This window comes from Rubrimonas cliftonensis, assembly GCF_900107585.1.
Classification (GTDB): domain Bacteria; phylum Pseudomonadota; class Alphaproteobacteria; order Rhodobacterales; family Rhodobacteraceae; genus Rubrimonas; species Rubrimonas cliftonensis.
Genome location: NZ_FNQM01000004.1, coordinates 1 through 21,321, shown reverse-complemented (window position 1 = coordinate 21,321; position 21,321 = coordinate 1). Strand labels below are relative to the sequence as shown.

The 21,321-nt window shown below is 72.0% G+C and carries 21 protein-coding genes, 2 tRNA genes and 1 pseudogene; 18 read left to right on the top strand and 6 right to left on the bottom strand.

Annotation, left to right across the window (positions count from 1 at the left end):
• Positions 1 to 6: 6 nt before the first annotated feature.
• From BLW43_RS08325 to BLW43_RS08290, 8 genes are all read left to right on the top strand, one after another.
• The gene (locus tag BLW43_RS08325) at positions 7 to 345 is read left to right on the top strand and encodes a sarcosine oxidase subunit delta (protein WP_093251750.1); all 339 of its coding nucleotides are present in this window, start codon (positions 7 to 9) and stop codon (positions 343 to 345) included.
• Positions 346 to 348: 3 nt separating this feature from the next.
• Positions 349 to 3,351: a sarcosine oxidase subunit alpha family protein gene (locus tag BLW43_RS08320; protein ID WP_093251748.1), complete on the top strand. Its 3,003-nt coding sequence runs from the start codon at positions 349 to 351 to the stop codon at positions 3,349 to 3,351.
• The gene (locus BLW43_RS08315; RefSeq protein WP_175478812.1) at positions 3,344 to 3,916 is read left to right on the top strand and encodes a sarcosine oxidase subunit gamma; all 573 of its coding nucleotides are present in this window, start codon (positions 3,344 to 3,346) and stop codon (positions 3,914 to 3,916) included. Before BLW43_RS08320 ends, BLW43_RS08315 begins: the two co-directional genes overlap by 8 nt.
• A 116-nt stretch (positions 3,917 to 4,032) precedes the next feature.
• The gene (purC, locus tag BLW43_RS08310) at positions 4,033 to 4,797 is read left to right on the top strand and encodes a phosphoribosylaminoimidazolesuccinocarboxamide synthase (protein ID WP_093251742.1); all 765 of its coding nucleotides are present in this window, start codon (positions 4,033 to 4,035) and stop codon (positions 4,795 to 4,797) included.
• Between the two features lie 95 nt (positions 4,798 to 4,892).
• Entirely contained in the window at positions 4,893 to 5,399 is a 507-nt protein-coding gene (locus BLW43_RS08305; protein ID WP_093251740.1) for a CBS domain-containing protein, read from the top strand.
• An 87-nt stretch (positions 5,400 to 5,486) separates the two neighbouring features.
• The gene (locus BLW43_RS08300; RefSeq protein WP_093251738.1) at positions 5,487 to 6,080 is read left to right on the top strand and encodes an NAD(P)H-dependent oxidoreductase; all 594 of its coding nucleotides are present in this window, start codon (positions 5,487 to 5,489) and stop codon (positions 6,078 to 6,080) included.
• A gap of 77 nt (positions 6,081 to 6,157) precedes the next feature.
• Positions 6,158 to 6,961 carry an SDR family NAD(P)-dependent oxidoreductase gene (locus BLW43_RS08295; protein WP_093251736.1) on the top strand — a complete coding sequence of 268 codons (804 nt, stop codon included), beginning with the start codon at positions 6,158 to 6,160 and terminating at the stop codon, positions 6,959 to 6,961.
• On the top strand, positions 6,961 to 8,250 hold the full coding sequence (locus BLW43_RS08290) for a hypothetical protein (RefSeq protein WP_093251734.1): 1,290 nt from the start codon (positions 6,961 to 6,963) through the stop codon (positions 8,248 to 8,250). The genes BLW43_RS08295 and BLW43_RS08290 overlap by 1 nt, the downstream gene beginning before the upstream one ends.
• Positions 8,251 to 8,365: 115 nt before the next feature.
• Here the strand turns inward: BLW43_RS08290 and BLW43_RS08285 are convergent, their stop codons facing one another.
• Positions 8,366 to 9,154: a DUF1013 domain-containing protein gene (locus tag BLW43_RS08285; protein WP_093251732.1), complete on the bottom strand. Its 789-nt coding sequence runs from the start codon at positions 9,152 to 9,154 to the stop codon at positions 8,366 to 8,368.
• A 140-nt stretch (positions 9,155 to 9,294) separates the two neighbouring features.
• Between BLW43_RS08285 and BLW43_RS08280 the strand changes: the two genes are divergently transcribed.
• The gene (locus tag BLW43_RS08280; RefSeq protein WP_093251731.1) at positions 9,295 to 9,987 is read left to right on the top strand and encodes a ribonuclease T2 family protein; all 693 of its coding nucleotides are present in this window, start codon (positions 9,295 to 9,297) and stop codon (positions 9,985 to 9,987) included.
• Positions 9,988 to 10,053: 66 nt separating this feature from the next.
• Positions 10,054 to 10,242, top strand: a complete 189-nt coding sequence (locus tag BLW43_RS08275) for a hypothetical protein (protein WP_093251729.1) — start codon at positions 10,054 to 10,056, stop codon at positions 10,240 to 10,242.
• 307 nt (positions 10,243 to 10,549) lie between these two features.
• On the opposite strand, the gene BLW43_RS08270 is transcribed toward BLW43_RS08275, so the two are convergent.
• Positions 10,550 to 11,539 carry an NAD(P)H-quinone oxidoreductase gene (locus tag BLW43_RS08270; RefSeq protein WP_093252604.1) on the bottom strand — a complete coding sequence of 330 codons (990 nt, stop codon included), beginning with the start codon at positions 11,537 to 11,539 and terminating at the stop codon, positions 10,550 to 10,552.
• 194 nt (positions 11,540 to 11,733) lie between these two features.
• On the opposite strand from BLW43_RS08270, the gene BLW43_RS24270 reads away from it, so the two are divergent.
• From BLW43_RS24270 to BLW43_RS08255, 4 genes and pseudogenes are all read left to right on the top strand, one after another.
• Complete coding sequence (locus BLW43_RS24270) at positions 11,734 to 12,399, top strand: hypothetical protein (protein WP_245730968.1); 666 nt, start codon at positions 11,734 to 11,736, stop codon at positions 12,397 to 12,399.
• The gene (locus BLW43_RS08265) at positions 12,396 to 13,085 is read left to right on the top strand and encodes a TIGR04283 family arsenosugar biosynthesis glycosyltransferase (protein ID WP_245730967.1); all 690 of its coding nucleotides are present in this window, start codon (positions 12,396 to 12,398) and stop codon (positions 13,083 to 13,085) included. Before BLW43_RS24270 ends, BLW43_RS08265 begins: the two co-directional genes overlap by 4 nt.
• A complete protein-coding gene (locus tag BLW43_RS08260) occupies positions 13,082 to 14,533 on the top strand; it encodes a TrkH family potassium uptake protein (protein ID WP_093251725.1) in 1,452 nt (483 codons plus the stop codon). The genes BLW43_RS08265 and BLW43_RS08260 overlap by 4 nt, the downstream gene beginning before the upstream one ends.
• Before the next feature lie 77 nt (positions 14,534 to 14,610).
• A pseudogene (locus tag BLW43_RS08255) lies at positions 14,611 to 14,994 on the top strand (TIGR04282 family arsenosugar biosynthesis glycosyltransferase); the annotation flags it as partial.
• A 120-nt stretch (positions 14,995 to 15,114) separates the two neighbouring features.
• Here BLW43_RS08255 and BLW43_RS08250 read toward each other — a convergent pair.
• From BLW43_RS08250 to BLW43_RS08240, 3 genes are all read right to left on the bottom strand, one after another.
• Entirely contained in the window at positions 15,115 to 15,759 is a 645-nt protein-coding gene (locus BLW43_RS08250; RefSeq protein ID WP_093251721.1) for a MarC family protein, read from the bottom strand.
• A 16-nt stretch (positions 15,760 to 15,775) separates the two neighbouring features.
• Positions 15,776 to 16,873 carry a redox-regulated ATPase YchF gene (gene ychF, locus BLW43_RS08245; protein WP_093251719.1) on the bottom strand — a complete coding sequence of 366 codons (1,098 nt, stop codon included), beginning with the start codon at positions 16,871 to 16,873 and terminating at the stop codon, positions 15,776 to 15,778.
• A gap of 73 nt (positions 16,874 to 16,946) precedes the next feature.
• A tRNA-Ser gene (locus BLW43_RS08240) sits at positions 16,947 to 17,036 on the bottom strand.
• Between the two features lie 172 nt (positions 17,037 to 17,208).
• On the opposite strand from BLW43_RS08240, the gene BLW43_RS08235 reads away from it, so the two are divergent.
• Positions 17,209 to 18,507 carry an HlyC/CorC family transporter gene (locus BLW43_RS08235; protein ID WP_093251717.1) on the top strand — a complete coding sequence of 433 codons (1,299 nt, stop codon included), beginning with the start codon at positions 17,209 to 17,211 and terminating at the stop codon, positions 18,505 to 18,507.
• Positions 18,508 to 18,543: 36 nt separating this feature from the next.
• Here the strand turns inward: BLW43_RS08235 and BLW43_RS08230 are convergent, their stop codons facing one another.
• Positions 18,544 to 18,948: a (R)-mandelonitrile lyase gene (locus BLW43_RS08230; RefSeq protein ID WP_093251714.1), complete on the bottom strand. Its 405-nt coding sequence runs from the start codon at positions 18,946 to 18,948 to the stop codon at positions 18,544 to 18,546.
• Between the two features lie 143 nt (positions 18,949 to 19,091).
• On the opposite strand from BLW43_RS08230, the gene BLW43_RS08225 reads away from it, so the two are divergent.
• The 3 genes from BLW43_RS08225 to BLW43_RS08215 all read left to right on the top strand — a co-directional run bounded on the left by BLW43_RS08225 (position 19,092) and on the right by BLW43_RS08215 (position 21,163).
• The gene (locus BLW43_RS08225; RefSeq protein ID WP_093251711.1) at positions 19,092 to 19,511 is read left to right on the top strand and encodes an EVE domain-containing protein; all 420 of its coding nucleotides are present in this window, start codon (positions 19,092 to 19,094) and stop codon (positions 19,509 to 19,511) included.
• A gap of 102 nt (positions 19,512 to 19,613) precedes the next feature.
• A tRNA-Ser gene (locus BLW43_RS08220) sits at positions 19,614 to 19,703 on the top strand.
• Between the two features lie 74 nt (positions 19,704 to 19,777).
• On the top strand, positions 19,778 to 21,163 hold the full coding sequence (locus BLW43_RS08215) for a tyrosine-type recombinase/integrase (protein WP_093251709.1): 1,386 nt from the start codon (positions 19,778 to 19,780) through the stop codon (positions 21,161 to 21,163).
• Positions 21,164 to 21,321: the final 158 nt, after the last annotated feature.

Below are 21,321 nucleotides of genomic sequence, written 5' to 3'. Positions count from 1 at the left end.
AGGCCGATGCTCCTGATCCATTGCCCGCACTGCGACGAGGCGCGGCCCGAGATCGAGTTCGCCCATGGCGGCGAGGCCCATGTCGCGCGCCCGCTGCGGCCCGCCGAGATGGACGACGCCGCCTGGGGCCGGTTCCTGTTCTTCCGCGCCAACCCCAAGGGAATGCACGCCGAGCGCTGGCGCCACGCCCATGGCTGCCAGCGCTTCTTCAACGTGCTGCGCGACACCCGCACCGACGAGATCGCAGCCAGCTATCTCACCGGCGCTCCGCGCCCAGACCTGCCCAGCGCGCCGCGCCCGGACCCTGAAGCCGCCGCGGCGGCCCCCTCTCGCCCGGAGGCCTGAGCCATGACCGCCGCCCGCGTCGCCGGCTACGGCCGCATCGACCGCTCCCGCAAGCTCGGCTTCACCTTCGACGGCCGCACGCATCTGGGCCATCCCGGCGACACGCTGGCCTCGGCGCTGCTGGCTGACGACGTCATGCTGATGGGACGCTCCTACAAGTATCATCGCCCGCGCGGCCCCGTGACGGCGGGTTCCGAGGAGCCGAACGCGCTGGTCGGCGTCGACCGGGGCCCGGGCCGCTACACGCCCAACCTGCGCGCGACGACGATCGAGATCCATGACGGGCTCAAGGCCGAGAGCCAGAACCACTTTCCGTCGCTGAAATGGGATTTCGGCGCGGTCAACGACATGATGTCGCCGCTTTTCGCCGCGGGCTTCTACTACAAGACCTTCATGTGGCCGAAGTCGTTCTGGCGGCGCGTCTACGAGCCGGTGATCCGGCAGGCCGCAGGCCTCGGCCGCCCGCCGAAGGCGGCCGACCCCGATCTCTACGCCGACCGCTACGCCCATTGCGACGTGCTGGTGGTCGGCGCCGGCGCGGCTGGGCTGGCCGCAGCGGAGGCAGCCGCGATCTCCGGCGCGAAGGTCATGCTCGTGGACGAGCAGGCCGAGCCGGGCGGCGCGCTGCTGGCCGAGATCCGGGTCGAGATCGACGACGCGCCGGCGCAGGGCTGGCTCGCCGCGCGGCTTGCTGCGCTCAACGCCCGCGCCAACGTCACGGTGCTGGCGCGCACCACCGCCATCGGCCTCTACCATCAGAACCTCGTCGGCCTCGTCCAGCGGCTGACCGACCATCTCGCCGAGCCGCCCGAGGGCGCGCCGCGCGAGCGGCTGTGGCGGGTGCGCGCCAAACAGGTGGTGCTCGCGCAGGGCGCCATCGAGCGTCCGCTGGTGTTCGACGGCAACGACCGCCCCGGCGTGATGCTGGCCGACGCCGCGCGCACCTACCTCACCCGCTACGGCGTGCGGGTCGGCGCGAAGCCGGTCGTCGTCACCGCCCATGACTGGGCATGGGGCGCGGCGGTCGAGATGGCGCGCGCCGGCGCCAGCCCGGTCGTCGTCGATGCGCGGGACACGGTGTCGTCGGCGCTGCTGGCGGAGGCGCAGGCGCTCGGGGTCGAGGCGCTGACGGGCTGGACCGTGACCGCCACCCATGGCCGGCTGCGCGTGAAAGGCGTCACCGCCAACCCCGTCAGGGGCGCCCATGTCGGCGCCGGCCGACGCCTCCCGGCCGACGCGGTGCTGATGTCGGGGGGCTGGACGCCGACGCTGCACCTGCACTCCCATGTCGGCTCCCCCATCGCCTGGGCCGCCGAGCGCGAGGCGTTCCTGCCCGCGCAAACCGCCAAGGGCGTGCGCGTCGCCGGCGCCGGCGCGGGGGCCGAGACCTGGGCCGACGCGCTCGGCGAAGGCGCGCAGGCCGGCGCGGCCGCCGCCGCCGACGCGGGCTTCGACGCCGCCGCGCGGGTCTACGCCGTCAGCGAGGGCCTGAAGCCCACGGGCCGGCGCATGAAGGAGATGGCGAGCCACCTGCCCTCCTCGCGCCAGCGCGCCTTCGTCGACTTCCAGAACGACGTGACCGCCAAGGACATCCGCCTCGCGGTGCAGGAGGGCTTCCGCTCCATCGAGCACGTCAAGCGCTACACGACCTCGGGCATGGCGACCGACCAGGGCAAGCTGAGCAACATCAACGCCCTGACCATCGCGGCGGACGCGCTGGACAAGGAGCCGCCGCAGGTCGGGCTGACGACCTTCCGCCCGCCCTACACGCCGACAACCTTCGGCGCGCTGGCCGGCCACGCCAAGGGCAAGCTGTTCCAGCCCACCCGCCGCACGCCCATCGACCCCTGGGCCGAGGCCAACGGCGCGGTGTTCGAGCCCGTCTCCCAGTGGCGGCGCGCATGGTGGTTCCCGCGCAAGGGCGAGAGCATGCATGAGGCGGTGCTGCGCGAATGCGCCGCCACGCGCGAGCGCGTCGGTCTGTTCGACGCCTCCACCCTCGGCAAGATCGAGGTCGTCGGCCCGGACGCGGCGGAGTTCCTGGAACGCATCTACACCAACCCGTGGAGGAAGCTCGGCGTCGGGCGCTGCCGCTACGGGCTGATGCTGGGCGAGGACGGCTTCATCCGCGACGACGGCGTGATCGGGCGCGTCGCGGAGGACCGCTTCCACGTCACCACCACCACCGGCGGCGCGCCGCGGGTGCTGGCGCACATGGAGGACTACCTCCAGACCGAGTTCACCGATCTCAGGGTCTGGCTGACCTCCGTCACCGAGCAGTGGGCGGTGATCGCGCTGAACGGCCCGAGGGCCCGCGACGTGATCGCGCCCTTCGTCGAGGGGCAGGATCTCGCGCCGGAAGCCTTCCCGCACATGAGCCTCGCCGAGTGCCGCGTCTGCGGCGTCCCTGCGCGGCTGATGCGGGTGAGCTTCACCGGCGAACTGGGCTTCGAGGTCAACGTCCCCGCCCGCCACGGCCGCGCGGTGTGGGAGGCGCTGTGGGCCGAGGCGCAGAAGCACGACGGCCTCGCCTACGGCACCGAGACCATGCACGTCCTGCGCGCCGAGAAGGGCTACATCATCGTCGGGCAGGACACCGACGGCACGGTGACGCCCGACGACGCCGGCATCGGCTGGGCCGTCGGCAAGGCGAAGGCGGATTTCGTCGGCAAGCGCTCGCTGGCGCGGCCCGATCTCATCGCGCGCGGCCGCAAGCAGCTCGTCGGCCTCGCCGTCGAGGGCGCGACGCCGCTGGAGGAGGGGATGCAGCTCGTCGACGATCCGGCGCAGCCGGTCCCGATGACCTGCGTCGGCCACGTCACCTCCAGCTACCGCAGCGCCGCGCTCGGCAGGCCCATCGCGCTGGCGCTGGTGGAGAACGGCCGCGCCCGCATGGGCGAGACCCTCCACGCCCCAGACCCCGCCCTCGGCCCCGGCGGCGCCCGTTCCGCCGTCATCTGTTCACCCGTGTTCTATGACCCGGAAGGAGCGCGCCTCGATGCTTGACGCCCTCACCCCCGCCCTGCCCGCCGACGACCCGTTCGAGGGCCTAGCGCTGTCGGCCAGGGCCGGCGCGCTGAGCATCGCGCCCCTGCCCGCCCGCGCGCGGTTCGTCTTGCGCGGCGGCGCCGACGCGGCGCAGGCGGCCGCGCTGGGCGAGGCCCCGCCCGCGCGCGTCGGCGCCGCGGTCGAGGCGCGCCATGCGCGGATACTGAAGCTCGGGCCGGACGAGTGGCGTCTCTGCGCGCCGATGGCGGACGGCCCGGCGCTGGCCGCGTCTCTCGCCGGCGCGCTCGGCGGCGTCCCCCACAGCCTCGTCGAGACGACGGACCGCGACTGCGGCGCCGTCGTCGAGGGGCCGCTTGCGCTTGAGGCGCTTTCCTGCGGCTGCCCGCTCAACCTCGCCGCCTTGCCCGTCCCTGCGGCGACGCGCACGCTCTTCGGCCAGCTCGACGCGCTGATCCTGCGCACGGGCCCGGAGCGCTTCGAGGTCGAGGTCTGGCGCTCCTTCGGCGCGCATCTGCGGCTGCACCTCTGCACGATCGCCCGCGAGCTCGACATCGGCCTCTGACCCTCCCGCCGCGGCCCCGGCTTGCCGGGCGCCGCGGCACGGCATATAGGCGGAGGTCGGTGAGGGGCGGCGCGGACACCCGCGCACGGCCTCCCAAGTCGTTTCTGGAGAAGCCCATGGCCCGCCGCAGGCTCGTCTATGAAGGCAAGGCCAAGATCCTCTACGAGGGTCCGGAGCCAGGCACGCTGGTGCAGTATTTCAAGGACGACGCCACCGCCGGCAACGGCGAGAAGCATGCGGTCATCGAGGGCAAGGGCGTCCTCAACAACCGCATCTCGGAACACATCATGTCGGCGCTGAACGGCATCGGCGTGCAGACGCACTTCATCCGCCGCATCAACATGCGCGAGCAGCTGATCCGCGCGGTCGAGATGATTCCCATCGAGATCGTCGTGCGCAACGTCGCCGCCGGTTCGCTCAGCAAGCGCCTGGGCATCGAGGAGGGCGAGCCCCTGCCCCGGCCGATCATCGAGTTCTACCTCAAGGACGACAAGCTCGGCGACCCGATGGTGACAGAGGAGCACATCCTCGCGTTCAACTGGGCGACGCAGCAGGACGTGGACGACATGATCTCGCTCGCGCTGCGCGTGAACGACTTCCTGTCGGGCCTGTTCATGGGCGTCGGCATCAAGCTGGTCGACTTCAAGATCGAGTGCGGGCGCATCTGGGAGGGCGACTACCAGCGCGTGATCGTCGCCGACGAGATCAGCCCCGATTCCTGCCGCCTGTGGGACGCGCGATCGGGCCAGAAGCTCGACAAGGACGTGTTCCGCCGCGATCTCGGCAACGTCACTGACGCCTACGCCGAAGTCGCGCGGCGCCTCGGCATCATGCCGGAGGCCGGCGCGAAGCCCGCCACGGGGCCGAAGCTCGTCCATTGAGCCGACGCGCCGCCCCGCCGTCGCAATCCCGGCGGGGTTGCGCCGACCCGCGGCGCAGCTAGGTGGAGGGCCTTCCAGACCGGAAGGCCCGATCCATGAAGATCACCGAACTGCCAGAGTTCCGCACCCGCGACGCGCTGCTGACCGCGCGCGCCGACGAGACGGTGGCCCACGCCGCCCGGCGCATGAGTGAAAAGAACTACGGCTCGATCGTGGTGGTGGATGAGGCGGGGCGCCTGGGCGGCATCTTCACCGAGCGCGACCTGCTCCGCCGGGTGGTGGCCGAAGGCCGCGACCCCGCCTCCCTGACGCTCGGCGAGGCGATGACCGGCGACGTCAAGACCGCGCGGGTCGACGAGGAGGTGCTGACGGCGCTCGGCCGCATGTCGAACGGTCGCTTCCGCCACATGCCGCTGGTGGACGCCGACGGCGCGCTGCAGGGCATGGTCAGCCAGGGCGATTTCGTCGCCTACACCTGGCCGGAACTCCTGCAGCGCGCCAAGGAGAACGCCAAGGCGGTGGTCGGCAGCCAGTACTGGCAGGTCCTGCTCATCATCGTGGCGGTGCTCGTCTGGACGCTGCTCGTCCAGATCGTCGCCTGAAGGAAGGGACCGGGCTTGACCGGGCGCAATGCGCCCGGCGGATCGCGATGGGACGATCCCGGGCGAGAACCGCCGGAGACCGCCCGCATGTCCGCATCCGTCCTCGTCCTGAACGCGCACCCCGACCCTGCGCCGGAACGCCTCTGCGCCGCGCTCGCCGACGCCTATGCCGGGGGCGCAGAGGCGGCCGGCCATGGCGTCGCGCGACTCGGCCTTGCGGGCCTCGACTTCCCCATGCTCGACGGCGCCGAGAGCTTCCGCCGCCGGGCCCCGCCGCCCGCCATCGCGGCGGCGCAGGAGGCCATCGAGGCGGCGACGCATCTCTGCATCGTGTTTCCCATCTGGCTCGGCGGCCCGCCGGCGCTGCTGCACGGCTTCCTCGAGCAGACGCTGAGGCCCGATTTCGTGCTCGGCCCGGGCGCCGAAGCCCCGACGCCTTTCGGCAAGCGTCGCCTCGCCGGGCGGTCGGTGCGCCTGGTGGCGACGATGGCGATGCCGCAGCTCGCCTATCGGCTCTGGTATCTCGGCCGCGGCGTCGGCGCGATGCGACAGGGGGCGCTCGGCTTCTCGGGCTTCGGCCCCGTGCGCGTCTCGATGATCGGCTCGGCGGAGGCGCTCTCCCGGCGGCGGGCGGCGCGTCTGCTGGCGCGGATGCGCGCCCTCGGCGCCCGGCCGGGCTGAAGGCGGGAACGCGCCGCCCTTGCAGGCGCCGGGAAAAACCTTAAGCCTCCGCCGACGCGCAAGGGGTGAGAGGCGTCATGCAGAAACTGCTGGAAGGCCGCTCGGCCATCATCACCGGCGCAGGCGCCGGGGTCGGGCTCGCCATCGCCCGCCGCTTCGCCGAGGAGGGCGCGGCGGTGCTGATGACCGATCGCGACGAGGCCGCCCTCGCGACCGAGGCCGCGGCGCTCGCCGAGGGCGGCGCGGAGGTCGTCCACTGGGCCTGCGACCTGCGCGAGCGGCTCGGCGTGTCGAACCTGCTCGCCTCCGCGACGGACCGCCTCGGCCGCATCGACATCCTCGTGAACGCCAGCCTGACCCCGGTCGTCGGAAAACCCATGGAGGTGAAGGTCGACGCGCTCGACACCGCCTACGCCGCCAACATCCGTTCGGTGTTCCTGCTCAGCCAGGCGGTGGCCCAGCGGATGATCGAGGCCCGGGCGGAGGCGCCCGACCTTCCGGCGGGCGCCATCGTCAACCTCACCTCCATCGCGGCGCAGCGCACCACGCCGGAGCTGTTTCCCTATTCGGTGAGCTGCGCGGCGCTGGACCAGATGACCCGCGCGATGGCCGTCTCGCTCGCCCATGAAGGGGTGCGCGTCAACGGCGTCGCGCTTGGCGCGGTGATGACGCGCAGCCTAGCGGCCGCGCTGCGCGACACCGACGGCCTGCGCGCCGCGCTGGTGCGCGCCACGCCCATGGCGCGCATAGGCGAGGCGACGGAGGCGGCGGAGGCCGCGCTCTACCTCGCCTCCTCCCGGGCGAGCTTCATCACCGGGCAGATCCTCGGCGTGGACGGCGGCCGCGCCGCGCTCGACCCCTTCGCCACGCCGATGGACTGATGCCGCCTTCGACAGGCGGGCGCTCTACGGCGCAGCGGCTCGCGGGCGCGGCGACCGGGGCCGACATCGCTCCCGAAAGCGCGCGCTCCGCGCTGCTGCATGTCGCCTGCCTCTCGGCGAGCAAGCTCGCCGACGCGCTGGTGGAGCCCAAGCTGGTGCTGGCGTGGCTCCTGACGGCGCTTGGCGCTTCCGCCGGCGCGGTCGGCCTGCTGACGCCGATCCGCGAGGCCGGCGCGCTGGCCCCGCAGCTCCTGCTTGCGCCGCGGGTCGCGGCCGCGCCGCGCTCCACGCGGGTCTGGGCGCTTGCGGCGGCCGGCCAGGGCCTCTGCGCGCTGGCGATCGCGGCCGCCGCCCTGGCGGGCGCTTCCGGCTGGTCCGGCGCCGTCTGGGCGATCCTCGCCGCGCTCGCGGCCCTGTCGGTCTTTCGCGCCCTCGCTTCGCTGAGCTTCAAGGACGCCCTCGCCCGCACGGTCGAGAAGGGCGCGCGCGGCGCCGTCGGCGGCGCGGCGGCCAGCGTCGGCGCGGCGCTGTCGATCGGCTTCGCGCTGGCGCTTGCGGTCGGCTGGCTGCCGCTGGAGGCGCGCGTCGTCGCGGGGGCCGTCGCCGCTGCGGGCGGGCTGTGGCTGCTGGCGGGGCTCGGGGCGCTGGCGCATGTCGAGCGTCCGCGCCCCACGAACAGCGACGCGCCGGGCCTGCCTGCGCTCGCCCGCGCGCTTGTCGAGGGGGCCGAGCTGCGCCGGTTCATCCTCGTGCGCGCGCTTCTCACGGCGACGGCGCTGGCGCCGCCCTATCTCGTGCTGCTCTCCGGCGGCGGCGCGGCAAGCGGTCTCGGCGATCTCGGCGCGCTGATGCTGGCCTCGGCGGCGGCGGCGATCGTCTCGGGCTATGTCTGGGGGAGGCTCTCGGACCGGTCGAGCCGGCTGACGCTGGCCGCCGCCGCGGCGCTGGCCGCGCTGGCGCTCGGCGGCGCGGCCTGGACCGGCTGGACGACCGGCGGGCTGGGCGGCCCGATCGGCGCGGCGGGCTTCCTGTTCGCTGCGCAGATCGCCTATGAGGGCGTCCGCGGCGCCCGCAAGACGCACCTCACCGACATGTCGGACGACGACGATCGCGCGCTCAACACCGCACTCTCCAACACCGCCATCGGCCTCGTCCTGCTGGCGGCGGGCGGGCTTGCGGCGCTCGCCGAGATCGCCGGGGCCGGCGCGACGCTCGCCGCCTTCGCCGCCGCCTGCGCCCTCGCGGCGCCGCTGGCCCTCACGCTAGACGAGGCGCAGCGGACTGGCTGATCCTGCCGCCCTGCGCGGCGCCCATCCGGCGCGCGACGCGAATCAGGCCTGCAGGACGACTGCGCCGCGCCTCCTCGCGGCGTCGGGCGATGGAAAGGCCGCGACGCCCGACGGTTCAGCGCCGGGGGTCGTCGTCGTCCTCATCCTCGTCGTCATGCCCGCCGCCAGCCGGCAGGTTGAAGAGCGCGTCGGGGTCGAGCGCGTTCTCGCGCGAGGTCTCCCCGTCCCGATCACGCGGGTCGGACAGCGTGAAGTTCTCCAGCCCGCTCATGGAGCTGGGCAGCCGCGGCTCGCGGCTGGCGCCGAGCGACTGGTCGGTGGACATGAGGCGCATCTTCTCCTCGTCGGTCATCGGCGCGTCGCCCTCGGCCTTCGCCTTGCGCGCCGCCGCCATCTTCACCGCGGCGTCGAGCTCGGTCTGCTTGCAAAGCCCCAGCGCCACGGGGTCGACCGGGCGGATGTTGGCGATGTTCCAGTGCGAGCGGTCGCGCACCGACTGGATGGTGTTCTTGGTGGTGCCGAGCAGCTTGGAGATCGCCCCGTCGGTGAGCTCGGGGTGGTAGCGCACGAGCCATGCGATCGCCGAGGGCCTGTCCTGCCGCTTGGAGAGCGGCGTGTAGCGCGGGCCCTTGCGCTTCGGCTCCGGCGCGAGTTGCGTCACCTTGCGGATGAGCCGCAAGCGGGCGCGCGGGTCGGCTTCGCAGCGTTTGAGCTCCTCGCGGGTCAGCTGGCTCGTCAGAACCGGATCGATGCCCTTGATGCCCTGCGCCACGTCGCCGTCCGCGATGCCCTCGATCTCGAGAATATGCATGCCGCAGAATGACGCGATCTGGTCGAAGGTCAGCGTCGTGTTCTCCACCAGCCAGACGGCTGTGGCCTTGGGCATCAACGGCAGATCGGCCATGGCGCGGGCTCCCCAACTCTCGATGCTCCCGTCGCCCGCGGACCTGTGCGGAACCGGGGCGCAGGCAGCGCATCGTCGGCGGTCGCGGGGGGAGTGCGGAGCGTATATAACCATCGCGTCCTGAAAGAAAGGGGGGCGCCATGCCCGACCGTCCGCCAAGCGGCCCGAAATCGCGCCGCGCGCCCCGCGCCGCCGCCGCCGCGCTCGCCTGCGCTCTCGCCGCCCTCGGCGCGCAGGCGCAGCCGCGAGACGGCCGCCACGTCGCCGGCGACTTCGACTACTACGTTCTCGCGCTGTCATGGAACGCAAGCTGGTGCCTGGCGGAGGGCGACGCGCGGGACGCCCCGCAATGCGACGCGCGGGAGGACTACGGCTTCACCGTGCACGGGCTCTGGCCGCAGTACGAGCGCGGCTGGCCTGAGTACTGCGCGACGACCGCGCGCGACCCCTCCCGCCGCGAAACGGCCGCGATGGCCGACGTCATGGCGTCGCCGGGGCTGGCCTGGGGGCAGTGGAAGAAGCACGGCCGTTGCTCCGGCGAGGATCCGGCGGACTATTTCGCGGCGATCCGGCGCGCCTGGGCGTCGATCTCCCGCCCCGAGGCGCTGCGCAGGCTGGGCCGCGACGTGCGCGTGGCGCCCGGCGTGGTTGAAGCGGCCTTCATCGAGGCCAACCCGTCGCTCCAACCCGACGGCGTCACGGTGACGTGCCGCGACGGCCTGCTCCGCGAGGTCAGGATCTGCCTGGACCGGACGCTTTCGCCCAGAGCGTGTGCTCCGGATGCCCAAATCGACTGCAAGATGAAAACGGTCCAACTGCCATCTGTACGCTGAACGAGAGAAGAAGCCTTTCGCTAAAATTGCCTTGAATTCGCCCGCATAGCGGTAATAGTAAATGTCATGAGCGATAAGCGCAGAATCAGCCGTGACGACGATGAGGAGGCCGAGCGAGAGGCAAGGCTTGCCGCGCTCGGACGTTTCATCGTCTGGGCGGAACGGGAAGCGATGGCGGTCGGCGCGGCCGATTGCGGGATCTGCCTGCAACTCGCGCGTGTAGCCCTCCAGAGCAAGGTCCAGTCGGTCGAATAGTCAGATCCGTCGCTCGGGACCGAAGTCCAAGCACGGAATCAGGACGGTCCCGGCCTGATCGATGGCGTTGACGATCACACGGGAGTCCGCGCCTCAAGTAATGGCGCCACGGAGCTTCGCGGCGCAGGGTCGGGAGCGCCTCTGCCCGCAAAGGCCGGGCTGCGCGCCCCGCCAGGCGCCATCCGAACCTTCGTCATCGCGCCGCCGGAGCTTTTTCCGGGCTGGCTGGCTCAGCCAGCGACAGAAAAACCGCGACAAGGCGATGGCATGTCGCGGCGGACCTGACGCATTCAGGTCGAACACGCCTCTAGGGCGTCAGCGTGATCTTGCCGATATGCGCAGAACTCTCCATCCGGGCGTGGGCGGCTGCGGCGTTCTCAAGCGCGAAGGTCTGGTCCATGACCGGCGCGATGCGCCCGGCCTCCAGCAGCGGCCAGACATGGGCGCGCAGGGCGTCGGCGATCGCGGCCTTCTCCATGATGGTGCGCGGGCGCAGGGTCGAGCCGGTGAGCGTCAGCCGCTTCGTCATGACCTGCGCGAAGTTCAGCTCGGCCTTCGGCCCGCCGAGGAAGGCGATCATCACGATGCGGGCGCTGTCGGCGGCGGCGCGAACGTTGCGGGCGATGTAGTCGCCGCCCACCATGTCGAGCACCACGTCGACGCCGCGGCCGCCGGTCATCTCGCGCGCGACCGCCACGAAATCCTCCTCGCGATAGAGGATGGCGCGCTCCGCCCCCAGCGCCTCGCAGGCGCGCGCCTTGTCGGCGGAGCCGACCGTGGTGAGCACCCGCGCGCCGAACACGCGCCCGAGCTGGATCGCGGTCGTGCCGATGCCCGACGAGCCGCCATGCACCAGCAGCGTCTCGCCCGCCTTCAGGGCGCCGCGCATGAAGACGTTGGTCCAGACGGTGAAGAAGGTCTCGGGCAGCGCCGCCGCCTGCGCGGGGGCGAACCCCGTGGGCCAGGGCAGGCAGTGGGGCGCAGGCGCGACGACGTATTCGGCATAGGCGCCGCCCGGCGTAAGCGCGCTGACGCGGTCGCCGACCTTCCACGGCTCCGCTCCGGGGCCGACGGCGACGATCTCGCCGGCGGCCTCCAGCCCCGGCAGGTCGCTTGCGCCCGGCGGCGGATCGTAGAGGCCGGCGCGCTGCAGGGCGTCGGGGCGGTTCACGCCGATGGCGTGCGCGCGGATCAGGACTTCACCGGGGCCGGGATGCGGCGTCGGGCGGGTCGTCGGCTTCAGCGCCTCGGGCCCGCCAGGCGCGGCGATCTCGACGGCGCGCATCGTCGGCGGCAGGGCGCTGGTCATCGTCGGTCTCCCCCTCGGTCGCGCCCGCGGCGCGGCCCCCTTTCTAGCGCGCGGGGCGGGGCGCCTGTCCAGCGCCCCGGGCGGCGCGGCGAAGCTTTACAGCGCCGCCCGGCGGCGATAGCGAAGCCGCTGGCCCGCCTCGCATGGGCGCAGACGGAGGGCGCGATGACGCCGCGACCGCGATGACCCCCTCGCAGCACGCCTTCGCCGGGCGCGTCGCCGTCATCGGCTGGGGGTCGCTCATCTGGGATCTCGACGATCTCGCGCCGCATGTGGCCGGGGAATGGGCGCTCGGCGGCGGCCCGGCGCTGCCGCTGGAGTTCTCCCGCATCTCGCCCAAGCGCGCCATGAGCCTCGTCGTCGTCATCGACCCGGACTGCGGCGCCCCCTGCCCCACCAGCGCCATCGCCAGCGTCCGGCGTGATGTCGCCCAGGCCGCGGCCGATCTCGGCCGCCGCGAGCGCGCGCGCGACCCGGCGCACATCGGCGCATGGTGCGCGCGGCGGGGCCTGCTTTCAGGCGCTCAGGCCGCCGGAGGAGCCGTCGCCAGCTGGTGCGGCCTGACCGGGGCGGCGGGCGCGGTGTGGACAGACCTGCCGCGCAACTTCGAGGCCGAGACCGGGACGCCGTTCACCGTCGAGGCCGGGCTCGCCTATCTGCGCAGGCTCGGCCCCGAGAGCCTCGCCGTCGCGCGGCTCTACATCGGCTCGGCCCCGCACGGGACCGACACGCCGCTGCGCCGCGCGCTGGCCGGCTGCGACTGGTGGCCGGACCCCGCCGCGGCGGACGCCGACCGGTCCCAGGGCCCCGCCGACGGCGGAGCCGCGCGCCTGTCGGCAAGCCCTTGATCTCCATCGTCATCCCCACGCTGAACGCCGCGCCGACGCTCGGCCCGACCCTCGGCGCGCTCGGCCCCGGCGTCGCCGACGGCGTGATCCGCGAGGTGATCTTCGCCGACGGCGGCTCGACCGACGACACGGCCGACATCGCCGAGGGCGTCGGCGCGCGGCTCGTCGCCGCCCCGCGCGGGCGCGGAACGCAGCTCGCCGCCGGCGCCGAGGCCGCGCGCGGCGACTGGCTGCTGTTCCTGCACGCCGACACGCGGCTCTCGCCCGACTGGCCGGCGGCGATGCGCAGCCATGTCGCGACGCGCCCTGACGCGGCCGGATGGGCGCGGCTGCGCTTCGACGCCGCCGGCGCCGCGCCGTCGTTCGTGGCCGGATGGGCGAACCTGCGCGCGCGCCGTCTCGCCCTGCCCTACGGCGACCAGGCGCTGCTGATCTCCGCAGCGCTCTACCGCGCCGTCGGCGGCCACCCGCCCGCGCCGCTGATGGAGGACGTCGCGCTCGCCCGCGCGCTGGGCCGCCGCAGGCTCGCCCCGCTCGCCTGCACGGCCGAAACCTCCGCGACACGCTACGAGACGGAGGGCTGGGCGGCCCGCGGCGCGCGCAACCTGCTGTGTCTGAGCTTGTATTCGCTGGGCGTTCCGCCCCAGCGTATCCAGCGCCTCTATGAGCGGAGCGACAGGCGATGAGACCCCCCTCCCTGAACAGGGAAGTGCGCGCGGCGATCTTCGCCGGCGCGATGATCTGGCTGGCGCTGGCCGCGGCCATGCTGGTCGCCGGCGCCGTCGACGCCTTCGGCGGCGGGAGCGGCTGGCGCGACATGGTCCTGTCGGCGGGCCTCGTCACCACCGCGGCGGGGCTCGTCGCCTTCTCCACGCGCGGCGCGACGCCGCCGCCCACCCAGCGCTTCGGCTTCCTTGTTGTCGTGACGCTGTGGACGATGGCGCCGCTCGCCGCGACCGCGCCCTTCATCCTCCATGGCATGACCCCGGTCGACGCGCTGTTCGAGGCGACCTCGGGCCTCACGACCACGGGCGCCACGGTGATGACCGGGCTCGACACCGAGAGCCGCGCGATCCTGATGTGGCGCGCGATCATGCAGTGGCTCGGCGGCGTCGGCATCCTGGCGCTCGGGCTGGTGCTGCTGCCGTTCCTGCAGATCGGCGGCATGCAGCTGTTCAGCAAGGAGAGTTCGGACCGCTCCAGCGACAAGCCGCTGCCGCGCTTCGCGTCCTTCGGGCGCACGCTGCTCGGCGTCTACGCCTTCGCCACCATCGCCTGCGCCATGGCCTACAGCGCCGTCGGGCTCTCCGGCTTCGACGCCGTGGCGCACGCGCTGACCACCGTCTCGACCGCCGGCTTCTCGACCTACGACGCCTCGATGGGGCACTTCGACAGCGTCGGGCCGCTCTGGGTCGGCTCCTTCTTCATGCTTGTCGGCTCGCTGCCCTTCGCGATGTACATCGCCTTTCTTGCGGGGCGCCGGCCCTTCGGGATCGACCCCCAGGTGCCGCTGTTCCTCACCATCGTCGCGATCGCCTCCGTGCTCGTCATCGTGCTGCGCAACGACGTGATCACCTCGCGCGCCGTGGCGGAGGACGTCTTCAACGTCATCTCCGTCATCACGACGACGGGCTACGCGGCGTCGGACTACACCGCCTGGGGGTCGACGCCGGTGGCGATCTTCTTCCTGCTGATGTTCCTTGGAGGCTGCGCGGGGTCGACGACCGGGGGCGTCAAGACCTATCGCCTGCTGGTGACGGGCGCGATGCTGCGCACCCACCTGCGCCGGCTGGTGATGCCCAACGCGGTCTCGCTGACGCGCTACGGCGCGCGCGAGGTCGACCCGGCGGTGTTCCGCTCGGCGCTCGTCTTCCTCATCGCCTTCGCCGTGTCGCTGATGGCGCTGACGGTGGCGCTTGCCGGCACGGGGCTCGATTTCCTCACAGCCCACACCGCTGCGCTGACGGCGCTGACCAACGTCGGCCCGGGCCTCGGGCCGGTGATCGGTCCCGCGGGGAATTTCGCGACCATCCCTGACGCCGCCAAGCTGCTCGTGACGCTCGGCATGATCCTCGGCCGGCTGGAGATCCTGCCCGTTCTGGTGCTGCTGCTGCCGGAGTTCTGGCGGCGGTGAGGCGGCCGGTCGTCGTCATCTTCGTCAAGCTTCCCGTCGCCGGGCGCGTCAAGACCCGGCTGGGGCGGGACGTGGGGATGCCGGCGGCCGCCTGGTGGTTCCGTCACGAGGTCGCGCGGCTCACGCGCAGGCTGCGCGACCCGCGCTGGCGCCTCGTTCTCGCCGTCAGCCCCGACGCCGCCGTGAACGCGGCGCCGCGATGCTGGCCCGCGGCCCTGCCGCGGACGTCGCAGGGCCGCGGCGATCTCGGGGCGCGCATGGCGCGCGCGCTGCGGGCGGCGGGGCCGGGACCGGCGGCGGTGATCGGCGCCGACATCCCCGACCTCGACGGCCGCGCCGTCGCCCATGCGCTGGCGCTGCTGCGCCGGGCCGCGTGCGTATTCGGACCGTCCGAGGACGGGGGCTATCATCTCGTCGGGCTGCGCCGCCCGCACGCCGCGCCGCGGGGCTTCCTGCGCGGCGTCAGGTGGTCGGGCCCCCATGCGCTCGCCGACAGCCTTCGCGCCGCGCCGCGGCCGGTGGCGTTCGGCGCGACGCTGGCGGACGTGGACGACGCGGCGGACCTCGCCCGCCACAGCCGCTCAGCCGCCCGCGATGCTCAGCGCGCCCACCGCCGCCAGCCCGCCCAGCACCGCATCCACGGCGACGGTGGCGAGGATGATCCCCATCACGCGGCTGATCACGCTGGCGCCGGTGGTCCCGATGAATCGCTTCAGCCATGACGCGACCAGCAGCAGCGCCAGCGTGATCGCGAGCACCGCGACCAGCATGAGCGCCGTCACCGCCTGATCGGGGATCGAGTGGCGGTGGTTGTCGGTCAGGATCACCACCGCCAGCATCGCGCCGGGAGAGGCGATCGAGGGCATCGCCAGCGGAAAGACCGCGCCGGCCATGTGGTCGCGCCCGGCCTCCTCGATCTCGCGCTCCGGCTTGGCGTCGCCGAAGATCATCGTCAGCGCGAACAGGAACAGCACGATGCCGCCGGCGATCTGGAACGAGCCGAGCCGCAGCCCGATCGCCTCCAGCACAAGCTGCCCCGCCACGAGAAACAGCATCAGCACGGCGCCGGCCACCAGCACGGCGCGCACCGCCACGCGCCAGTGCAGCGCGCGCGGCGCCCCGGCGGTCGCGAAGTAGAACACCGGCAGCGTTCCGATCGGGTCGATCACCACGAGCAGCGTGACGAACTCGCGCGCGAGGGCCTGCCAGTCCACCGCGTCCGTCATCGCCCCGGCCCCGGCGTCAGCGGTTGAACAGGAAGTGCAGCACGTCGCCGTCGGCGACCTCGTAGGTCTTGCCCTCCGCGCGCATCCTGCCGGCCTCCTTGGCCGGTTGCTCGCCGCCGAGGCTGGTGAAGTCGTCATAGGCGATGGTTTCGGCGCGGATGAAGCCCTTCTCGAAATCGCCGTGGATCACGCCGGCGGCCTGCGGCGCCTTCGTGCCCTGGGCGATGGTCCAGGCGCGGGCCTCCTTCGGCCCCACGGTGAAATAGGTTATGAGCCCGAGCAGGCCGTAGCCGGCGCGGATGAGACGGTCGAGCCCGGGCTCCTCCAGCCCCATCTCGGCCAGGAAGGCGTCGCGCTCCTCGTCGGGCAGCTGCGAGAGCTCCGCCTCGATGGCGGCGGAGATGACCACCGCAGCCGCGCCCTCGCGCGCCGCCATCTCCATGACGCGGGCAGACTGCGCGTTGCCCTCGGCCGCGTTCTCCTCCTCGACGTTGCAGACATAGAGCACCGGCTTGGACGTCAGCAGCTGGAGCAACCGCCACTCGCGCAGGTCCTCGGCGTCCACCGCGACGGTCCGCGCGGGTCGGCCGGCCTCCAGCGCCTCCTTTGCGGCGCGCAGCAGGCGGTCCTGGGTCAGCGCCTCCTTCTCACCGCCGCGCAGCTTGCGCGAGAGGTTGGCGAGACGGCGGTCGACGCTTTCGAGATCGGCGAGCATCAGCTCGGTCTCGATCGTCTCGGCGTCGGCGACCGGGTCCACCCGCCCGTCGACATGCGTCACGTCATCGTCCTCGAAGCAGCGCAGCACATGGGCGATGGCGTCGACCTCGCGGATGTTGGCGAGGAACTGGTTGCCGAGCCCCTCGCCCTTGCTGGCGCCCTTCACGAGGCCCGCGATGTCCACGAAGGTCAGCCGCGTCGGGATGATCTGCTTGCTGCCGGCGATGGCCGCCAGCCGGTCGAGCCGGTCGTCGGGCACCGCCACCTCGCCGACGTTCGGCTCGATGGTGCAGAACGGAAAGTTCGCGGCCTGCGCCGCCGCCGTGCGCGTGAGCGCGTTGAAGAGCGTGGACTTGCCGACATTCGGCATTCCGACGATCCCGCACCTGAAGCCCATGACGCTCTCTCCCTGCCCCCGCCGCCCGCCTTCTGCTGCGCGCCGCCGGCAGGGTCAAGCGGCGCGGAGGTCTTGGCGGATGGGGTGGGATTCGAACCCACGGTGGAGTTGCCCCCACGCCAGTTTTCAAGACTGGAGCCTTAAACCGCTCGGCCACCCATCCGGCGCCCGCGTGACTAGCGCGGCGCGGCGGCGGCCCGCAAGCGGTCGCGGCGCTTCGACAGGTCGTCGGCGGAGCGACCCCGCAGGCGTCTCGTCGCCGCACCGGCGCATGCCGATGACGCGGCGGCTGCTTTACGCTAGATCGACCGGACGCGCATCTGGGATCGGACATCATGGACATCTGGCTCACCGCCGCGGCGATTCTCCTGCTGCTGGGGCTCTCGGCGTTCTTCTCGGGCTCGGAGACGGCGCTCACCGCCATGTCGCGCGCGGCGATGCACCGCCTCGCCGAGCAGGGCTCGCCCGGCGCAAGGGCGGCGCTGAAGTTGAGCGAGGACAGCGAGCGCCTGATCGGCGCCATCCTGCTCGGCAACAACCTCGTCAACATCCTCTCCGCCTCGCTCGCGACGGCGATGCTCACCGTCCTGCTCGGCGAGAACGGCGTCGCCTGGGCGACGCTGGTGATGACCGTGCTGGTGCTGGTGTTCGCCGAGGTGATGCCGAAGACCTACGCCATCTCCAACCCCGAACGCGCCGCGACGCGCGTCGCCCCCGTCATCTCCGTGGTGGTCAGGGTCTTCGCGCCGGTGGTCACGGTCGTGCGTTTCATCGTGCGGCAGTCCTTGCGCGCCTTCGGCGTGCGGACCGACCCCGACGCGCACGCCTTCGCCGCCTTCGAGGAGATCCGCGGCGCCATCGACCTCCACCACGCCGAGGGCGCGGTGCAGAAGGACGACCGCGACCGCCTGCTCGCCGCGCTCGACCTGCGCAACCGCGAGGTCGCGGAGGTCATGCGCCACCGCCGCGGCATCGCCACCATCAACGCCGACGCCCCGCCGCAGGAGATCCTGAACTTCTGCCTCCAGTCGCCCTACACGCGCATCCCGATCTGGCGCGGCGAGGCGGAGAACATCGTCGGCGTCATCCACGCCAAGGACCTGCTGCGCGCCGTCAACGCGCTGATCCTGAAGGGCGGCGTGGAGGCGATGGCGAGCTTCGACGTGAGCAAGGTCGCCATGGAGCCGTGGTTCGTGCCGGACACGACCTCGCTCGACGAGCAGATGCGCGAATTCCTTCGGCGCCGCACGCATTTCGCGCTGGTGGTCGACGAATACGGCGCGCTTCAGGGGCTGATCACGCTGGAGGACATCCTGGAGGAGATCGTCGGCGACATCGCCGACGAGCACGACCTAGAGGCCGAGGGCGTGCGGCCCGAGCCCGACGGCGGTTTCGTCGTGGAGGGCTCGGCAACGATCCGCGACCTCAACCGTCTCTGCGAATGGAAACTGCCGGACGAGGTGGCGACCACCATCGCCGGGCTCGTCATCCACGAGGCGCAGACCATCCCCACCGTCGGCCAGGTGTTCCGCTTCCACAATTTCCGCTTCGAGGTGCTGGAGCGGCAGCGCAACCAGATCACCCGGCTGCGCGTGCGGCCGCTGGGCGGCGCGCCGACCCAGGGCGCGGCCTGAGGCGAGGTCCGAAGCGCGCGGAGGGAGGGGCCCGCATTAGCCCTCGGCGGAGGCGTAGTCGGCGTCCGATACCTGCTCCAGCCACTCCGCCGTCACGCCGTCGAGCGCCTCCTGCATGGCGAGATGGACCATCGCCGTCTCCGGGCCCGCACCGTGCCAGTGCTTGTCGCCGGGCGGGATCCACACGGTGTCTCCCGGCCGGATCGGCCGTGCCGGCTCGCCGGCCTTCTGCACGAAACCCGAGCCCGAGAGAACATGCAGCGTCTGCCCCAGCGGGTGCGTGTGCCAGGCGGTGCGCGCGCCGGGCTCGAAGCTCACCCTGATCGCGCGCAGGCGCGCCGGCGCCGGCGCGTCGATGATCGGATCCTGCCAGACGACGCCGGTGAAATAGTCCTCCCGCGCCCGCATCGAGGGCCGCGAGCCCGCCGCGAAAATCTTCATGCCCTGCGCTCCCTGCCGCATCGCCTGACCCCGAGACTGCCCCGTCGCGCGGTCGCCCGCAATCGCCGGGCCGCATCGCCCTTGTCATCGGCCTCGCCGATGGCGCACAGACGTCGCGACATGCGGCGCGCGATGGGGGCGACATGGCCTACTGGCTGTTCAAATCCGAACCCGAGACCTGGGGCTGGGAGAAGCAGAAGGCGCGGGGAGACGCCGGGGAGCCCTGGGACGGCGTGCGCAACTACCTCGCCCGCAACAACATGCGCGAGATGAGGCTCGGCGATCTCGGCTTCTTCTACCACTCCGTCAAGGAGAAGAGCATCGTCGGCGTCGTCGAGGTCTGCGGCGAGATCGCGCCCGACCCGAAGACGGACGACCCGCGCTGGGAATGCGTGACCATCCGCGCCGTCGCCGACATGCCCCGCCCGGTCACGCTCGCCGACGTGAAGGCGGAGCCGGCGCTCGCGGAGATGGCGCTGGTGAAGACCTCGCGCCTTTCGGTCCAGCCGGTGACGCCCGAGGAATGGGCGATCGTCTGCCGGATGGGCGGCTACCGGACCTGAGACCGCTTGCGCCGCGGCGCGCGGGTGAAGGACATGCGCCGCCTGCGCCCAGTCGAGACGGTGTTGCGCCCGCCCGCCGCCTGTGCTTCTGTCCGCGCCGCCGGAGGGGTGGCCGAGTGGTCGAAGGCGCACGCCTGGAAAGTGTGTATACGGGAGACCGTATCGAGGGTTCGAATCCCTCTCCCTCCGCCAGCAGCCTGAAATCTCAATGCCTTGCTAACCAAGAAATCCTTTTTCATCAAGGATTTGGTTAGGAGGCAGTCCCCATGATGCAGCCCATGGTTCTCGCCAAGCGCGAAGGAATGTGGGGCAAAATGTGGGATGGACATGGCGCAGGGCCGGACGGCGGTGAGCCGTCTCGCACTGGAAAGGCGAAGGGGCCGCACCGCGACCGCAGGCTGACCGCCCTCTTCGTAAAGAAGGCGCCGCCGGGACGGCACACCGACGGCGGCGGGCTATTCCTCGTGGTAGATCCGTCCGGCGCGCGTCGGTGGCTTCTGCGCGTCGTCGTTCAAGGGAGCCGCCGCGACTTCGGTCTCGGCTCGGCGACGCTCGTTTCGCTGCTGCAGGCGCGCGAGAAGGCGCAGACCTTCCGTGCCATCGCTCGGGCGGGAGGCGATCCGAAAGCAGAACAGGACGCCGCAGCGCGCGCGCGAACGCCGTTCAGCGAGGTTGCAGAAAAGGTTTTCGCGACGAAGATCAGGGGCAACAATCGCAACGCGAAACACGTCGATCAGTGGATCACGACGCTCCGCACCTACGCATTCCCGAAGATCGGCAAGCGCCCGGTCGATGCGATCACGCGCCCAGATATCGTTGCCCTGCTCGAACCGATCTGGCTGGAGAAACAGGAGACGGCGCGGCGGGTGCTCCAGCGCCTCAAGACGGTCTTCGACTACGCGCTCGCCATGGAATACCGGACCGGCGCCAACCCTGTCGAAGGCGTGCGCAAAGCGCTGGCGACCCAGAAGGCCAAGGTCCGCCACTTCGAGGCCATGCCTTGGGAGATGGCCCCCGACTTCGTCGCCACCCTCGAAGCTGTCGAGGGCGTCGCCGCGTTGGCGCTGCGCTTCACGATCTTCACCGCGCTGCGGTCGGGAACCGTCCGACAAGCGACATGGAACGAAATCAGCGAGGAAACGGGCCTCTGGCTGGTGCCCGGCGAAAAGATGAAGGGCGGCGAGGATTTCGCGGTGCCGCTATCGGAGGGCGCGCTACGCGTGCTGGGGTCTGCCAAGGCGTTTCGCACCGGGGCGCGCTCGCCAGTGTTCCCGCCTCCGGCGCAGGCGCGCCGCAAGAGCGACGGCACGAGAAGCCCATACCTATCGGAAAACGCGATGCTGGGGGTGATGAAGCGATGGGGCGGCGGCTACACCGTGCACGGGTTCCGCAGCACGTTCCGTGACTGGTCGGAAGCGCAGACGGGAACCCGCTACTCGCACGAGGTGAAGGAGGCTGCGCTGGCGCACTCCATCAAGAATAAGACGGAAGCCGCCTACCGGCGCCTCGACTACTTCGAGCAGCGCATGCCGCTGATGAACGAATGGAGCCGCTTCCTGTGTGGCGACGATGTCAGCGCGGAGGAACAGGCCATCGCCGACACCGCCTTCACGCAAGCCCTTGAAAGGATTTCAGCGCCGACGCCCCGATGATGGCCGTCTTGCCCGCCGACGCCGCGACGCCGCTCCGCGTGATCATCACGGAACCGTCAACTAATCGCCATTTGAGCGACCCGCGCCCGGGCTCGGTCGAGCGCGTTGGCTTGTTGCGTCATGGCGGCGAGTTCGGTCTCGAGGCGCAGGAATATCGG

Bases quoted from the DNA above. Each gene is read 5' to 3' on its own strand.
- BLW43_RS08320 (WP_093251748.1), top strand. From the start codon at position 349: ATGACCGCCGCCCGCGTCGCCGGCTACGGCCGCATCGACCGCTCCCGC.
- BLW43_RS08275 (WP_093251729.1), top strand. From the start codon at position 10,054: ATGAGCGATAAGCGCAGAATCAGCCGTGACGACGATGAGGAGGCCGAG.
- BLW43_RS08295 (WP_093251736.1), top strand. From the start codon at position 6,158: ATGCAGAAACTGCTGGAAGGCCGCTCGGCCATCATCACCGGCGCAGGC.
- BLW43_RS08290 (WP_093251734.1), top strand. From the start codon at position 6,961: ATGCCGCCTTCGACAGGCGGGCGCTCTACGGCGCAGCGGCTCGCGGGC.
- purC (WP_093251742.1), top strand. From the start codon at position 4,033: ATGGCCCGCCGCAGGCTCGTCTATGAAGGCAAGGCCAAGATCCTCTAC.
- BLW43_RS24270 (WP_245730968.1), top strand. From the start codon at position 11,734: ATGACCCCCTCGCAGCACGCCTTCGCCGGGCGCGTCGCCGTCATCGGC.
- BLW43_RS08225 (WP_093251711.1), top strand. From the start codon at position 19,092: ATGGCCTACTGGCTGTTCAAATCCGAACCCGAGACCTGGGGCTGGGAG.
- BLW43_RS08230 (WP_093251714.1), bottom strand. From the start codon at position 18,948: ATGAAGATTTTCGCGGCGGGCTCGCGGCCCTCGATGCGGGCGCGGGAG.
- BLW43_RS08300 (WP_093251738.1), top strand. From the start codon at position 5,487: ATGTCCGCATCCGTCCTCGTCCTGAACGCGCACCCCGACCCTGCGCCG.
- BLW43_RS08280 (WP_093251731.1), top strand. From the start codon at position 9,295: ATGCCCGACCGTCCGCCAAGCGGCCCGAAATCGCGCCGCGCGCCCCGC.
- BLW43_RS08250 (WP_093251721.1), bottom strand. From the start codon at position 15,759: ATGACGGACGCGGTGGACTGGCAGGCCCTCGCGCGCGAGTTCGTCACG.
- ychF (WP_093251719.1), bottom strand. From the start codon at position 16,873: ATGGGCTTCAGGTGCGGGATCGTCGGAATGCCGAATGTCGGCAAGTCC.
- BLW43_RS08235 (WP_093251717.1), top strand. From the start codon at position 17,209: ATGGACATCTGGCTCACCGCCGCGGCGATTCTCCTGCTGCTGGGGCTC.
- BLW43_RS08325 (WP_093251750.1), top strand. From the start codon at position 7: ATGCTCCTGATCCATTGCCCGCACTGCGACGAGGCGCGGCCCGAGATC.
- BLW43_RS08260 (WP_093251725.1), top strand. From the start codon at position 13,082: ATGAGACCCCCCTCCCTGAACAGGGAAGTGCGCGCGGCGATCTTCGCC.
- BLW43_RS08315 (WP_175478812.1), top strand. From the start codon at position 3,344: ATGCTTGACGCCCTCACCCCCGCCCTGCCCGCCGACGACCCGTTCGAG.
- BLW43_RS08215 (WP_093251709.1), top strand. From the start codon at position 19,778: ATGATGCAGCCCATGGTTCTCGCCAAGCGCGAAGGAATGTGGGGCAAA.
- BLW43_RS08285 (WP_093251732.1), bottom strand. From the start codon at position 9,154: ATGGCCGATCTGCCGTTGATGCCCAAGGCCACAGCCGTCTGGCTGGTG.
- BLW43_RS08305 (WP_093251740.1), top strand. From the start codon at position 4,893: ATGAAGATCACCGAACTGCCAGAGTTCCGCACCCGCGACGCGCTGCTG.